This window comes from Prevotella sp. LCP21S3_D2, from assembly GCF_052118345.1.
GTDB lineage: Bacteria > Bacteroidota > Bacteroidia > Bacteroidales > Bacteroidaceae > Prevotella.
The window spans coordinates 1-14,910 of sequence record NZ_JBQKHJ010000006.1 but is presented as its reverse complement, the minus strand read 5'-3'; the positions used below and the strand labels follow the sequence as shown (position 1 = coordinate 14,910).

At 48.3% G+C, this 14,910-nt stretch carries 11 protein-coding genes; 5 read left to right on the top strand and 6 right to left on the bottom strand.

All coding sequences use genetic code 11. The features are described 5' to 3' along the window. Positions 1-271 precede the first annotated feature (271 nt). From dnaB to ACTQ16_RS05865, 5 genes are all read right to left on the bottom strand, one after another. On the bottom strand, positions 272-1,783 hold the full coding sequence (dnaB, locus tag ACTQ16_RS05885; RefSeq protein WP_294967520.1) for a replicative DNA helicase: 1,512 nt from the start codon (positions 1,781-1,783) through the stop codon (positions 272-274). Then, complete coding sequence (locus ACTQ16_RS05880; protein ID WP_441936603.1) at positions 1,773-4,226, bottom strand: hypothetical protein; 2,454 nt, start codon at positions 4,224-4,226, stop codon at positions 1,773-1,775. Before ACTQ16_RS05880 ends, dnaB begins: the two co-directional genes overlap by 11 nt. Before the next feature lie 18 nt (positions 4,227-4,244). Further along, complete coding sequence (locus ACTQ16_RS05875; RefSeq protein ID WP_441936601.1) at positions 4,245-5,165, bottom strand: ABC transporter substrate-binding protein; 921 nt, start codon at positions 5,163-5,165, stop codon at positions 4,245-4,247. A gap of 13 nt (positions 5,166-5,178) precedes the next feature. Continuing rightward, complete coding sequence (locus tag ACTQ16_RS05870; RefSeq protein WP_441936600.1) at positions 5,179-6,360, bottom strand: class I SAM-dependent rRNA methyltransferase; 1,182 nt, start codon at positions 6,358-6,360, stop codon at positions 5,179-5,181. 213 nt (positions 6,361-6,573) lie between these two features. Continuing rightward, entirely contained in the window at positions 6,574-7,185 is a 612-nt protein-coding gene (locus tag ACTQ16_RS05865; protein WP_264949997.1) for a 3'-5' exonuclease, read from the bottom strand. A 112-nt stretch (positions 7,186-7,297) separates the two neighbouring features. On the opposite strand from ACTQ16_RS05865, the gene ACTQ16_RS05860 reads away from it, so the two are divergent. The 5 genes from ACTQ16_RS05860 to ACTQ16_RS05840 all read left to right on the top strand — a co-directional run bounded on the left by ACTQ16_RS05860 (position 7,298) and on the right by ACTQ16_RS05840 (position 12,977). Next, complete coding sequence (locus ACTQ16_RS05860) at positions 7,298-9,904, top strand: DNA translocase FtsK 4TM domain-containing protein (RefSeq protein ID WP_441936598.1); 2,607 nt, start codon at positions 7,298-7,300, stop codon at positions 9,902-9,904. Positions 9,905-10,000: 96 nt separating this feature from the next. Beyond that, the gene (locus tag ACTQ16_RS05855; RefSeq protein WP_294967511.1) at positions 10,001-10,600 is read left to right on the top strand and encodes a LolA-like putative outer membrane lipoprotein chaperone; all 600 of its coding nucleotides are present in this window, start codon (positions 10,001-10,003) and stop codon (positions 10,598-10,600) included. Between the two features lie 115 nt (positions 10,601-10,715). Continuing rightward, on the top strand, positions 10,716-11,810 hold the full coding sequence (locus ACTQ16_RS05850; RefSeq protein ID WP_294967509.1) for an aminoglycoside phosphotransferase family protein: 1,095 nt from the start codon (positions 10,716-10,718) through the stop codon (positions 11,808-11,810). A 145-nt stretch (positions 11,811-11,955) separates the two neighbouring features. Further along, positions 11,956-12,378 (top strand): Fur family transcriptional regulator, encoded by a 423-nt coding sequence (locus ACTQ16_RS05845; protein ID WP_295347311.1) that lies wholly within the window; start codon positions 11,956-11,958, stop codon positions 12,376-12,378. A 38-nt stretch (positions 12,379-12,416) separates the two neighbouring features. Further along, a complete protein-coding gene (locus tag ACTQ16_RS05840; protein WP_218416366.1) occupies positions 12,417-12,977 on the top strand; it encodes an NADH peroxidase in 561 nt (186 codons plus the stop codon). Between the two features lie 794 nt (positions 12,978-13,771). Here ACTQ16_RS05840 and ACTQ16_RS05835 read toward each other — a convergent pair. Next, complete coding sequence (locus tag ACTQ16_RS05835; RefSeq protein ID WP_441936596.1) at positions 13,772-14,764, bottom strand: GDSL-type esterase/lipase family protein; 993 nt, start codon at positions 14,762-14,764, stop codon at positions 13,772-13,774. Between the last annotated feature and the right edge of the window lie 146 nt (positions 14,765-14,910).

Here is a 14,910-nt window from a genome sequence, read left to right as displayed (position 1 = left end):
CTTCCGCCCACAGTCTGTAGTCGAAGTCGAATAATAATGCTTGTAATATTCAACGCTATTGCTCTCATATCTTTCTATTTTTTATGTTATATTTTTATCGCTTGCAAAGGTAATATATTTCTTTGATATACGCAAACAATTTATAACTTTTTTAATAGAAAATCTAACAAATTACTATTCTTCCTGCACTTTTCTCGCAAAAATGCGCTAAAATTGCGCCTTTATGCAGTAAAAAGCAGCAAAAAAGACCTGAATGGCTACGAATCCAAAACTAGAATGGCAACGGACCATTAGGAACAGGAGGAGGAGGCAACTGGCTGTCGTCACCTCCGGCATTCATCTTGGAGCCCATGATTTCGCCACCCTCCTGGATAGGAGCGAACGAAGTTTCAGGGTCCTGGAAGCGTGTAAACTCGCCACGGAAGTTCAGGAGCACATCACCCGTAGCACCCTTACGGTGCTTGGCGATGATGATCTGCGCCATGCCATGCAGGTCGTTTCCCTTTTCATCCTGATAGATGTGATAGTATTCCGGACGGTGAACGAAGAGTACCATATCGGCATCCTGCTCGATGGCTCCGGATTCACGGAGGTCGCTCAACTGAGGTCGCTTTCCTTCGAGACCTTCACGGTTCTCCACGTTACGTGAGAGCTGTGAGAGAGCCAGGACCGGGATATTCAGCTCCTTGGCAAGTCCCTTGAGCGAACGTGAGATGGTAGAAACCTCTTCCTGACGGCTACCGAACTTCATACCGTTGGCATTCATCAGCTGCAGGTAGTCAATCATGATCATTTTCACTCCCTTCTCTCTTACCAGTCTTCTAGCCTTGGTACGCAGTTCGAAAACCGAAAGACCCGGCGTATCATCAACATAAATAGGTGCCCCCGTCAGGTCACGGATTTTCTTATCCAGTCTCTCCCACTCGCTTGGATCGAGCTGACCGTTCAGTATCTTCTTACCAGAAATCTCACATACATTGGAGATAAGGCGGTTCACCAACTGAACGTTATTCATTTCAAGGGAGAAGAATCCGATAGGAATATGATAATCCACCGCCACGTTCTTGGCAATGCTGAGTGCGAAGGAAGTCTTACCCATGGCAGGACGTCCGGCGATGATGACGAGGTCGGAATCCTGCCATCCGGAAGTCATCTCGTCCATACCGTGATAACCGGTAGGAATACCAGTCAAACCTCCCTTGTTCTGCGCAGCCCGCTGCAAGATATCCACGGCATCCTTGATGACCGGATCAATCTGTGTATAATCCTGCTTCATGTTGTTCTGCGAAATCTGGAAGAGTTCACCCTCTGCCTGCTGCATCAGTTCATCCACGTCCACGCTCATGTCGAACGCCTTGGTCTCGATGCCACCGGCAAAATGAATGAGCTGTCTCTGCAGATATCTCTGCGCCAGGATTCTGGCATGCGACTCGATATGGGCAGCCGAAGCCACCTGGGAAGAAATCTCCATCAGATAGGCAGGTCCGCCTATTCTGTCCAGTTCGCCCATCTTCGCCAGCTCATCTGTGAGTGTCATGACATCCACCGGGCGCTCCTCCATATTCATGGTCTGGATAGCCTGGTAAATCTTCTGATGACGAGGCTCATAGAAGGAATCGGGTTTCAACACCTCGGATACCATGGAGAAGGCGTCCGAATCCACCATGAGGGCACCCAGCACCACTTTCTCCACATCTATCGCCTGCGGCTGAAGATGCGCATAATTATTATCTATCGGAGCTTGCTGCCCCTTTTTATTGTTACCTATATTATTATTCGCCATTATCTTTCATTTCATCATGTCTAAATTGATCCATCATTTTTTTCATACCTTGACGAATTTTTTGAGCCATCAATTCTTCCAAATAGATACGCATATTTTCATTTATTCCATGCGCAGACAACCATTTTCCCTGCTTTTCGTCAAATAACGGACCCTCCTGATGAGCCATGCTTCTAGCTTCATAGGCTCTCTGCCAAGACTTCATAGCCTTTTGCCGATCGTCACGAGCCCACCAAAGCATGCCGTCCACTTTATACAGTTCAAAGTCTACCATGAAGTCCATATTTAAGCAAGCAGACATGGCAGAAAAGAAAGTTGCCATTCCTTCCTTTGGATCGTCTGGGAAACTGTCCAACTTAAAGTTATCCCTTCTCAGATTCATCAATTTTTCCTTTCCTGACTTCAATATTTTCTCAATCTTTTCCAGGTTCTTCTGATCGTCACCGTCCATATAGAGAAGTGCTTCAGCCAGATTAGCAGTCGCAGTCAGGTTGTCCGGCTCGAGATAGGTAATCTCGTAAAACAGCTTGACGGCATCTTCATATCGTTCCATCAAGACATAGATCTTAGCCAGACGTTTTTTACACCATAAGAGCGCCTTCTCGTCATCTTTCTTGATTTCCATCAGATGAGTCAGGCAGTCCACAGCTTTCTGATAGGCGCTCACGTTCTCGTAGCTGGCAACCTTCTCGTAAAAGTCCACAGCCATTTCTACCAGCTGAAACTGTCCGGGCTCATTCTTCATCAGATAATCAATATGAGGATAAGCCAGAACAACATTCTCCTTAGCTTTGGATTTCACAGCAGCCCATGCCAGCAGAAAATGACTCTCCACTGTGTCTGGATAATGATTACCCATCAGGTCGAAGATGAAATTCTTATAATTACGCTTGAAGCAATATCTCGCCATCTTGTAGCGCAGCTCGTCGAATGCAGCATCCTTAAAGATAGGCAGCACAAGAGTAGTATACAGTTCGTCTTCAGCATCCATCTTGATGCTATTGCCATACGCCTTGCGCATCGGAGCGAGGTTAAAGAAACGGGAAAGATCCTGGATGTAATAGATCACCGCAGTATGTATTTTTTTCTTTTCCAAATACTTTTTCTCCTCTTCATTAAACCCTACGGCTTCATCTTCATCCATCGAGTTCAGATACTCTTCTGCTATCTCATCAGGAGCCATGTTCTCCAGCGCCTCTGTAAAGGATTTTTTCTCCTTTTCGAGCATCAGAAGCAGACTATAGCGGTCGCTGTCGCAGGCGGTACCATTCACAAGCAGCAGATGCAGGTTGCGTTCCTTGTCACCCGCCATCTCCTGAACGGAGAGATAAAGTGGAGACTCGAAATAGAACGGCATGAACCAGTTGTACATGGAATGGAAGAAGCCCAGTTTCTTGGTTTCTCTAAACTGCGTGAAATAGATGTCAGCACCATCCTCCAGCAATTCCACCGTCTCGTCGACATCACGACCGTCTTCCAGCTCATCCTCATCATCATCTTTCTGGATAAAAGAGAAGCTTGACTTCCCCTCCAAGTCAATATCTTCATGACTTAACTTGTCCGCCATATTATGGAACATGTTCTTCATCATCGCTTCGCTATCCTCCTTCATATCCTGGGAACGTAGCAGGATTTTGGAAATCAGGAGCAGCAGCTTCTTGCCTTCCTCATCCTCCTTCAGCGACTCGATATCCTTGGCGCACTCTTCTACCATAAAGCCTGGAACTTGACTGGAACACAAGGCCCAGCCCACCCATGCACGTACACGTACCTGCATGTCTTCGCTCTCCTTAGCCAGCTTGAAAAGGAACTTGAACTTCTTACGGTCAAAGAAGTAGAGGCAGGAAAGGGTTATGGCACTCACCATGAGCTGGGCTGTGACGGAATCGACGGCTCTGGAATGCAGCAGTTCCTGATACTCCTTCGCCTCGTCTTCATCCCACATAGGTGAGCTTGTGATATAAGAGAAGATGACATTGCGCAACTCGTTGAGACGTTTCTGTGTCTCAATCATCTGATCTATCTTCTTCTTTTTCGAACCTCCCTCGTCAAGAGAGAGCATAGCCACATCTGCCAAGGCAGAAACCAATTTCTCCTTCAGGTCGCTGAGATTTCCCAGCTTCTTACCTCTATTACGAAGGGCTGAAAGAGTGGAATCATTACTCAGCATGAGCAAATAATTGTATTTTTGAACAATCGTATACAAATGCTCGTAGGTATTGTACACAACACTGAAGTCTATCGGATGAGTTGCCGAGAAGGCATGCTTCCCCAGTACATCCAGCTCATGCAATGACTCTCCCAGAAGCAGAGCCACCATCTTCTTCTCCTTCTCTGGCTGGGCTTCGAGTTCCGTATACATTTTCTCTACCAGAAAACGGAAAGACTTGAGGTCCCCAAAACCAGGTATCTTTCTCAACTTTTTAATGTCATTTTCTTCCATTTTTCTTGATTTTATAGATTAATGTTTAGCCACACGAGCTGCAGCCTCAAGGTCACGACGGCGAGGTTCCAATGCATGGTTGTATTTTATTTTAGGCAAGTTGCCAATTGTTTTCTCATCTACATGACAGTACTTACTGATAAGCTTGGAGTAATGCTTCACTCCCTTGGAGTTGATGCTGTCCACAGCTATATTGTAAGCCTGGATGAATTTCTGCAGCTGTTGCTTGCGTCCCGGCTGCTTCAGCGCCTTCTCGCGGAAGGCAAAAGCACCCAGGTTCAGGTTCTTGTCGCGGCTATCCATCAATACCACATGCTTGTCCATACGGGCTCTGGTTGCCTGAGGCTCCGGCAGGAGCATGGCATCCATCTCGTTGTTGAGAAGCATCTGGAGACGAAGATTCACATCGTTTATCTGCACACGATACACGTCATATTTCGGCTTGCCGCTGTCTACTGCCAGGTCGGCAAGATAGTCGGTAGCCGAATAGCGTGTCATGGCTATCATCTTATCGCTCAACTGCTTCAGGTCGGCAATACGGGCTTTTTTGTTCGTAATCAGCTGCCAGTAGGTATCTGTGGCGATAGGATAAGTGAGCGGAATGCCCTTCCTTACCATTCGGGCTCCTCGGATCAGGTCGGTGATGGAACCCTCTACCCTGCCATTCATCAGGGCTGTATCACAGTCCATCTGTGCCGTATAATAGCGCAGATGAACATCCACTCCCTGCTTGCAGAAGAGGCTGTCTTCATAAGCTAGATATACGGGAAGGCAGTCCAGGGTGGGCATCACGCCCACCTTGAGCGCAGCCCGGTCGATACTGTCCATACGGGCACGTTCCTGCTTGCTCAGCCGCTGGCGTTCCTGCTGGGAATCGCTGCAACTGCACATTCCAAAAATAAAGCCACTCACCAACGTGATCCATAATAATCTCTTCATAACCTTCTGTTTTTTACTCCACATAAAGTACCAGTCCCTTCAGATACTCACCCTCCGGGTGATAGATATTGATAGGATGGTCGGCAGGCTGATGCAGCTGGTGCAGGATGCGCACCTTTCTGCCAGCCTGGGCTGCTGCCGTAAAGACGGCATTGCGGAAATTGTCCTTCGTCACCACCTGCGAGCAGCTGAATGTAAACAGGATACCGCCCTTCTTGATGCGCTGCAGTCCCTTCACGTTCAGACGGGTATATCCCTTCAGGGCATTATGCAGGGCTGCACGGTGCTTGGCAAAAGCTGGTGGATCCAGGATGATGAGGTCATACTGCTGGTCGTGGTCATCGAGATACTTGAATGCATCCTCGCAGATAGCCTGATGACGCCCATCGCCAGGAAAGTTCAGGGCGATGTTCTCATTGGTCAGTTCGATGGCCTTGGCACTACTGTCTACGGAATGGACTGCCTTGGCATCACCACGCATGGCATAGACAGAGAATCCGCCGGTATAGCAGAACATGTTGAGCACGCTCTTGCCCTTGGCATAATGCTCCAGCAGCGAACGGTTCTCGCGCTGGTCTACGAAGAAACCGGTCTTCTGACCGCGCAGCCAGTCGATATGGAACTTCAGTCCGTTCTCTACCGCCACGTCGTCGGCATCACCTCCCAGGATGAATCCGTTCTCCTGTCTGAGGTCAGCCTTGTATGGCAGGGTTGTCTCGCTCTTGTAGTAGATGTTCTGCAGTTCGTCTCCCATCACCTTCTTCAGTGCCTTGGCTATTTCCATACGGCATACGTGCATGCCCACGCTGTGAGCCTGCATCACGGCAGTAGGTCCGTAGCAGTCGATGACGAGTCCTGACAGGTTATCTCCTTCTCCATGCACCAGACGGTAAGTATTGTTCTCAGGATTCTCGGCGATACCCACAGCCACTCGCATCTTATATGCCGACTCCAGGCGTGAGCACCAGAATTCCTCATTGATTTCTACATCCTTGAAGGAAAGAACGCGCACGGCGATAGAACCGATCTGATAATGGCCTACGGCAATGAAATCACCCCCACGTGTAATCACTCTAACGATTTCTCCTTCCTCGATGCCTTCATCCATCGCCTGGATGGCACCGGAGAAAATCCATGGATGAAATCTTTTGAGCGATTCCTCTTTACCTTTCTTCAAATATATGCTCTTATACATATTTATATATATTGATTAGTTACAATTCAAGTTTCGCAAGTTCAGGAGTTAAAGAAGTTAAAGGAGTTATCGCTCCCTACGGTCGCTGAGGAGTTAAGACAGTAGTCTTTTTGGCGTAGGTTTTAAGCTGCAAGACATACGTCTTAACTCCTTAACTTCCTTAACTCCTTTAACTTCCTGATATGTGAAAGTTGAGTTATTTATTTCCGAATTCTACAGTTCGTCGAGCTCATAATCTCCCTCCTGCTTCAGTCGGAGCAGTTCTTCATAGAGATTGATGCAGCACCAGGCATCCGTGGCAGCATACGCCATCTGCGAGTCCTTCAACTCGCTAGCCTCCCAGTTGCTCAACCGCTGTGCCTTGCTGATTTTCTGATGGAAGAGGTTGGCATAAAGCTTCTGCAGACTCATGTCCTGCAGTCCAAACTTCTTCGCCTCGTCCTGCAGTTCTATAAAATATCCCGGCTTGAACTCAGCCCTCTTATGCAGCTGCAGCAGGTCGTCATGCCATGACAATCCCACCTTGGGCACCGTCTTGTCTTCCAGGAACCGGATGATGGCAGGCGTAATGCCCGTCAGATGCAGACGGAAGAGATAGCAGGTATCACGGGTGCTCACCTGGAGCAGCGAAACCTGGAATCCCCTGCCCTTGCTGAACGAAGGACGGGTCTCCGTATCTACACCTAGAATGGGCTGGCTCAGGAGGAAATTTACGGCTTCTTCTGTGTCTTCAGCCTTGTCAATCAGTACGATTTTACCTGGGAAGAGAATCCTCGGCAAACTGTTTATTGATTTCTTATCGAATTTAGTGAAAATAATCCTCATTACTCATTTTATTCTTTACAATTTGCAAAATTAAAAAAAAAACCTGAGAAAAGAGAGGTTTTTTCATTTATTTTCGCTAATTTTGCAGATAAAATATTCAAAGACAAAAAAAATGGCTAAAAAAAGAACAGAACGCAAAGCTAAATCTTTTGGCGAAGCTATAGGTTTGCAATATATTTTTAACAATACTATCACCGACTTTTTCCTAGGGCTGGCGCTGATTGGTATTGCTATTGTCACCATCATCGCTATGGTTTCATTCCTCAACACGGGATATGCCGACCAGAGTATACTGGAGAATCTGAAAGCAGGCGAATGGACCAACAACGAGCAGCAGTTCCAGAACTACTGCGGCTCCCTGGGTGCCATCATCTCCTACTGGCTCATAGCCGTGAACTTCGGTTTCCCGGCATTCCTCCTGCCTTGCTACATCATCATGGCTGGCTTGCAGCTCATGAATGCATACAAGGTGAACCTCTGGAAATGGTTCTTCTGCCTGATGATTGTCATGATATGGTCGTCTGTCACTTTCGCCAAGTTCCTCACTCCTATCATGGGTGGACTCATCTTCAATCCCGGCGGAAAGCATGGACTCTTCGTGGTACAGAATCTGGAAAACGTAGTGGGGCCTCCGGGACTTACCGCCATCCTCCTCTTCGTGGCTATCGCCTTCCTCACCTATCTCACGTCTGAGACCATCACCATCATCAGAAAGGCGCTCAACCCTATCGGATATATATCTAATAAGGTGAAGTTCGAGATTACCAACCACGACAACAAGGCAGAAAACAACGCCATCGACGAGGCCTATGCGCATGCTGCCAAGGGGCAGGCCGAGGAACAGCCTGAGGAACAGGAAGAATACAAGGACGATGAGCAACCTACCGTCATCGACCTGGACGTAGCCCCTGACAAGACCTTCTCAGAGCCTGCAAGCCAGGAGAACGGGCAGGCTCAGACCGCTGAAACGGCTGATGCTGCCGACAGTCAGGAGAATGCTACTGAAGAGCAGACCGATGCAGAGACTGCCGGAAAACCACTTTCTTTCCTGGAACAGCAGCGTCAGCTGCGTGCGGCAAGAGCCAAACAGGAAGATGAGGAGACGAAGGCTGCTGCCAGCGAGGCGCTCAACATGGATATCTCCGTGGCTGCCTCTGACGAAAAGGCATCGGGAAATACAGTCAGCAGTGCCGAGGTGCTCAATACGCCTATCAATCCGAAGGAACCGTTTACAAGATACAAATACCCTACCCTCAATCTCCTGAAGAAATATGAGGACGACGGCGTTTCCATCGACGAGGAGGAACAGCGCGCCAACAAGAACAGAATCATCGAGGTGCTCGGCAACTTCGGCGTACAGATCAAGACCATCCGTGCCACCGTGGGTCCTACCATCACCCTCTATGAGATTCAGCCTGCCGAGGGCGTCCGCATCTCCAAGATCAAGAACCTGGAAGATGATATCGCCCTGAGTCTTGCGGCGCTCGGCATCCGTATCATTGCTCCTATCCCTGGCAAGGGTACCATCGGTATCGAGGTGCCTAACGCCAACCCTAAGATTGTGAGCATGGAGAGCACACTGAACTCCAAGAAGTTCCAGGAAACCAAGATGGAGCTGCCTATCGCGCTGGGTAAGACGATTACAAACGAAGTGTTCATGGTAGACCTTGCCAAGATTCCTCACCTGCTCGTTGCCGGTGCTACGGGCCAGGGTAAGTCTGTGGGTCTGAATGCCATCATCACCTCCTTATTATATAAGAAGCACCCTAACGAGCTCAAGCTGGTGCTCATCGACCCTAAGAAGGTGGAGTTCAGCGTTTACTCGCGCATCACCAACAAGTTCATGGCGGCACTGGCTGACGAGGACGAGCCGATCATCACCGATGTAACCAAGGTAGTACGCACCCTCAACAGTCTCTGTGTCCTGATGGATAGCCGCTACGACCTGCTGAAGAAGGCGGGAGCCCGAAACATCAAGGAATACAACCAGAAGTATATCAACCATAAGCTGCGACTGACCGATGGACATGAGTACATGCCATACATCGTAGTCATCATAGATGAGTTTGGTGACCTGATCATGACCGCCGGCAAGGAAGTGGAGCTTCCTATCGCCCGCATCGCCCAGCTGGCACGTGCCGTGGGCATCCACATGATCATCGCCACTCAGCGCCCTACCACCAGCATCATCACCGGTAACATCAAGGCAAACTTCCCTGGCCGCGTAGCCTTCAAGGTGACGTCTGCCATCGACTCGAAGACCATTCTCGACCGCACCGGAGCCAACCAGCTGATAGGTCGTGGTGATATGCTTTATCTCAACGGTCAGGAGCCGGTACGTGTGCAGTGTGCCTTTGTTGATACGCCTGAGATTGAGCGCATCAACGAGTTTATCCAGGAGCAGCCTGGTCCTATTGAGCCGATGGAACTGCCAGAGCCAGCCAACAACGAGGGTGGTCCTTCCGGCGGCACAGTGGACACCAAGAATCTGGATCCGTTCTTCGAGGAGGCAGCCCATGCCATCGTCCTCTCCCAGCAGGGTTCTACCAGCATGATCCAGCGCCGATTCAGCATCGGCTACAACCGTGCCGGACGCCTGATGGACCAGATGGAGGAAGCCGGCATCGTAGGTGCAGCCCAGGGAAGCAAGCCGCGTGAAGTGCTGATACAGGATGAGAATCAGCTCAACAACCTCCTGCTCCAGCTCAGAAACTCATAAAATCATTAAACCTTGAAGCCGTAGAAGCGTCTAATCATCTGAAGGTCGCTTTTACGGCTTCATATACAATTAACATACATCATAAACAGTAAGGATATGAAAAAATTTCTAGCTATCGCTTTCGTAGCGATGATGAGCCTGGGCACTATGGCACAGACCGCCCAGCAGGTACTCAACAAGACAGCTGCCATCGTGGGCAACAAGAAGGGCGCCAGCGCCAGCTTCAAGTTGTCAAGCCCTAAATATGGTTCCACCAGCGGTTCTATTGCCATCAAGGGCAATAAGTTCAACGCCCGCACGCCGCAGGCTATCGTATGGTATAACGGAAAGACACAGTGGTCGTACATGAAGAAGACCAACGAGGTGAACGTCACCAACCCTACCCAGGCACAGCAGATGTCGATGAATCCATATACCTTCATCAATATCTACAAGACAGGCTACAAGAGCACCCTCAAGACCGTGGGCGGCAACTACCAGGTTCACCTCGTAGCCAACAACCAGAAGCGCACCGTGGCAGAGATGTACATCACCATCAACAAGAAGACCCACGTGCCTTCGCAGGTGAAGATGCGCCAGGGCTCTACCTGGAGCACCATCAATATCTATGGCTTCAAGGCGAAGAACATCGCCAACAGTGCCTTCACCTTCAACAGCAAGGAATTCCCTAATGCAGAGGTCATCGATTTAAGATAATTTGAAAGGGCAGAAGCTCCTAGCCCAGGGCAGCGCCCTGGGTTTAAAATTCAATCAGAAACGACGCCCTGTAAGAGCAAAAGCTTTAAAATAAATAATTAAACTCCAAACTAACATGAAAGATCTTTCGACAATCCTCAAGCAGTTCGACATCAAGGGAACTGTAAGTGAAGTGAAACCCCTCGGTAACGGACTCATCAATGACACCTACAAGGTGACAACCCAGGAAGAAGATGCACCCGACTACGTTCTGCAGCGCATCAACAACGCCATCTTCACCGATGTTGACCTCCTGCAGCGCAACATCGAGGAAGTGACCACCCACATCCGGCAGCAGCTCGAAGCAAAGGGCGCTGACGATATCGACCGCAAGGTACTCACCTTCGTCAAGGCACACGACGGCAAGACCTATGTCAAGGACCAGGACCAGCAGTACTGGCGCATCTCCGTCTTCATCCCTCGTGCCATCACCCAGGAAGCTGTCAACCCGGAAAGTTCCTACTACGCCGGCAAGACCTTCGGCGAGTTCGAGGCACAGCTCACCGACATCACCGACCGCCTCGGCGAAACCATCCCTGATTTCCACAACATGGAACTGCGCCGCGACCAGCTGCGCCAGGCTGTAAAGGAAGACCGTGCCGGACGCGCAGCGGGCGTGAAGGATTTCATCGCAGAGATAGAGAGCTATATGGACGAGATGTGTCTCTGCCTGCGCCTCTTCCGTGAAGGAAAGCTGCAAAAGCACGTCTGCCACTGCGATACAAAGGTGAACAACATGATGTTTGATGAGGAGGGCCGCGTATTGTGCGTCATCGACCTCGATACAGTAATGCCATCCCTCTTCGTGAGCGATTATGGAGATTTCCTCCGTACGGCAGCCAATACCATCGCCGAGGATTCTCCTGAGTTCGGGAAGATAGATTTCCGCATGGACATCTTCGAATCCTTCACCCGTGGCTACGTGGAGTCAGCATCAGCCTTCCTCTCCCCTCTTGAGATTTCCCTCCTGCCTCATGCAGCCGAGCTCTTCCCATACATGCAGGCAGTGCGCTTCCTCTGGGATTACCTCAACGGCGACCACTACTGGAAGTGCAAATATCCTGAGCACAACCTGGTTAGAGCCCAGAACCAGTGGCACCTCTTCCTCAAGGCAAAGGAACATGAGGCTGAAATGAAGGCTTTCATCGAAAAACTCCAGGAAAAACAGTAAAATCGACCCCGGAAAAGTGAAAATTCAATTAATTCTGTAAAAAGTCCTAAAATTATTTGGATTTTTTACAGAATTATTTTGTTATTAAAAATAAATATATTACCTTTGCACTCAGAAAAATCAACAACAGTAATAAATAAAAAGCATGAAGAAGAAAGAAGCTTACACTAGGTTGGTGGAGAGTGGCGTTCGTCCTTCGGTACAGAGACTAGCCATCATGGATTACCTGATTAAGCATCCTACCCACCCAACAATCGACGATGTGTTCCAGGCTCTTTGCGAGGAGCTTCCAACGTTGAGTCGTACCACAGTTTATAATACACTAAGAATGTTGAGTGAGAAGCATGCTGCCCAGATGATTACTATCGACGACCATCGTGTATGCTATGATGGCAATACCGACAGTCATGTCCATTTCTTCTGCAAGCAATGTGGTAAGATCATCGACCTCTTCGACGAGGAGGCACCATCACTGAAAAGCGACAAGGTGATCAATGGCAACATCGTACAGGAAGAGCAGCTCTACTATAAGGGCATCTGCGCTGAATGTGCCAAGAAGTTGAATTAACTCATATTATATACAATAACATTTAAAACATTAACATTATGAAGAAGAAGTTTATTTGCACCGTTTGCGGTTACATCTACGAGGGAACAGAGGCACCAGAGAAGTGCCCTATCTGCAAGGCTCCAGCCAGCAAGTTCAAGGAGATGGAGGATGCAGTGGATGAGGATTTGACATTCGCTACAGTTCACGTTCTCGGTCAGGCATATAAGGATGGCGTCAATGAGGAGGTCATCAAGGGTTTGAAGGATCACTTCGCAGGTGAGTGCGGCGAGGTGGGTATGTATCTTGCCATGGCTCGCCAGGCTGACCGTGAGGGTTATCCAGAGATTGCAGAGGCTTACAAGCGTTATGCTTTCGAGGAGGCTGACCACGCATCTCGTTTTGCTGAGTTGCTGGGTGAGGTTCTGGGTGATACAAAGAGCAATCTCGAGGCTCGTATCGCTGCTGAGAAGGGTGCATGCGAGGATAAGTTCCGCATTGCCAAGCTCGCTAAGGAGCAGGGTTCTGATGCCATCCACGATACAGTTCACGAAATGGCTAAGGACGAGGCTCGCCACTGCGCTGGCTTCGCTGGTCTCTACAAGAGATATTTCAAGTAAAAGCACCTCCCGTTTTTCATGGGAAATATTGCCCAGGGCAGATTCTTTCTGCTCTGGGCTTTTTTTCATCACCCCACAGATTATTTTTTTCTCACGGATTATTTTTTTTAAGTCCCACTGATTGTTTTTTTAAGTCCCACTGATTTTACAGATTTACACAGATTTTATTATCCCATTACTGAATCTACTTTAAAAAGTCAATACTGCGTTAAATTAATATTTAATCGTCTGTAAATCAATAACTTATATTAAGAAATGCATATGAAAACTTAACTATAAAAAGTTGGTCAAGTCGCTGATTTTCAGTAACTTTGCAAATCAAGACAAACGCAAAATTATATGAATACAGGACTTGACCAATATATGGATATCTTTAAAGATGCAGTTGAAGATTCGGATGCAAAGTTAACAAAAAGTTTCGAGAAAATACTCATCGAGGTGATAATTTTGTTCATGGTAATACCAAGAAAGATAAATTTCACCCAAATGAGGAGGTATGGCTCGCATGTTGAGCAAACCTATCGCAACGCATTCGGCTTAAAAAAGTCGAAAAGCATTGACTGGCTCAAACTTAATGTCTCACTTGCCAAACGCTTCTTCGGTAAACAGGGAAGATGGGCTATTGCCATTGATCCCAGCTACATCAGCAAAGCTGGCAAGAAGACTCCACATATCGGTCGTTTTTGGTCGGGATGTGCACAGTCTGTTAAACATGGTCTCGAAATCATGGGTATTGGCCTCATTGATATTGATACCTTGCTTCGACGTCAAGGCATGGCTGGCGCAGGAATCCATTATCTGATGGTTGCACCGAAATACTTTACGAACTTAATCTTCTTTCCATCCATGCGGACTGGCTTTTTCCAGTCACCACCCAGAATGAGGATGGTAGTCTTCTTGCCTGCCGGAATGGCATCTACCGCTTCCTGAAGCGTAAAGAAATCACCTCTACCCTCCTGGGATACCACATGGTCGAAATGACGGACGTGTTTCTTGAGTGCCGGAACCTGCTTGCCTATTTCATCAGCCAAAGCGTTGGCTACGATGCGAGCTCCATAGATATTATAATGTGTATTGTCTTTCTTGCCAGCGGGAACCTGCGGGTTCACGCCTGGCAAGAACCACATGTGAAGCTTGCGGCTGCCCTCGATGCCCATGCTGGTCTCGATGTCGTGGGTAACCTTGGTAGCATCAACGAAAGGAACATTCAATGCCTTTGCCACATGACGAGGCGCTACCACATAGGCGCCATGCGTATCTATCAGGGTATCGCTGTTGATGAGCTCCTTGCCGTCATACTTCTTGTTGCGCAGTTTCTCATCATCATCATTCTTCAGTTCCTCAGAATAATAGCAACGGCGTACTACGGCATTGAAAAGTACCGGAATGCCGCCCTTGGAACGGGTCTCGTTCACGTACTTGGCGAGATTGGCATCAAAGGTGGAACCCGGATCGGTATGACGGTCTGGCTTCGGCTTTTCGTCGTTATGTCCGAACTGGATGAAGACATAATCGCCCGGCTTGATCTTGTCCAATACCTTCTGCCAGCGGCCCTCGTTGAGGAAGCTCAGGGAAGAGCGACCGTTGACGGCATGATTGTCTACGATGATCCTGTCATCGAAACAACCCTGCAAAACCATACCCCAGCCACGCTCAGGACTCGTCTTGTAATTGCCCTTCTCGGCTGCGGTAGAATCACCAATCACAAAGATGGTGGTGGTCTTCGTGCTGGATGTCATCAACAAAGCCAACAGGAAGACACATAAAATAGCCTTTATTTTCTTCATTGTTTTTGTAGTTTAAGAATTTGTCATTACAGAATCCTTAATTCCGCAACACTATAATTTAACTTTATTTATAAGTTCCTGAGCAACAAAAAGTTGCCCAGGATTTTGCCATGTCAGAATTTTCACTTATCTTAGTGTTGCAAAAA

Excerpts from the sequence above, each read along its gene's own strand:
- dnaB (WP_294967520.1), bottom strand. The coding sequence starts at position 1,783 with ATGGCGAATAATAATATAGGTAACAATAAAAAGGGGCAGCAAGCTCCG.
- ACTQ16_RS05880 (WP_441936603.1), bottom strand. The coding sequence starts at position 4,226 with ATGGAAGAAAATGACATTAAAAAGTTGAGAAAGATACCTGGTTTTGGG.
- ACTQ16_RS05875 (WP_441936601.1), bottom strand. The coding sequence starts at position 5,165 with ATGAAGAGATTATTATGGATCACGTTGGTGAGTGGCTTTATTTTTGGA.
- ACTQ16_RS05870 (WP_441936600.1), bottom strand. The coding sequence starts at position 6,360 with ATGTATAAGAGCATATATTTGAAGAAAGGTAAAGAGGAATCGCTCAAA.
- ACTQ16_RS05865 (WP_264949997.1), bottom strand. The coding sequence starts at position 7,185 with ATGAGGATTATTTTCACTAAATTCGATAAGAAATCAATAAACAGTTTG.
- ACTQ16_RS05860 (WP_441936598.1), top strand. The coding sequence starts at position 7,298 with ATGGCTAAAAAAAGAACAGAACGCAAAGCTAAATCTTTTGGCGAAGCT.
- ACTQ16_RS05855 (WP_294967511.1), top strand. The coding sequence starts at position 10,001 with ATGAAAAAATTTCTAGCTATCGCTTTCGTAGCGATGATGAGCCTGGGC.
- ACTQ16_RS05850 (WP_294967509.1), top strand. The coding sequence starts at position 10,716 with ATGAAAGATCTTTCGACAATCCTCAAGCAGTTCGACATCAAGGGAACT.
- ACTQ16_RS05845 (WP_295347311.1), top strand. The coding sequence starts at position 11,956 with ATGAAGAAGAAAGAAGCTTACACTAGGTTGGTGGAGAGTGGCGTTCGT.
- ACTQ16_RS05840 (WP_218416366.1), top strand. The coding sequence starts at position 12,417 with ATGAAGAAGAAGTTTATTTGCACCGTTTGCGGTTACATCTACGAGGGA.
- ACTQ16_RS05835 (WP_441936596.1), bottom strand. The coding sequence starts at position 14,764 with ATGAAGAAAATAAAGGCTATTTTATGTGTCTTCCTGTTGGCTTTGTTG.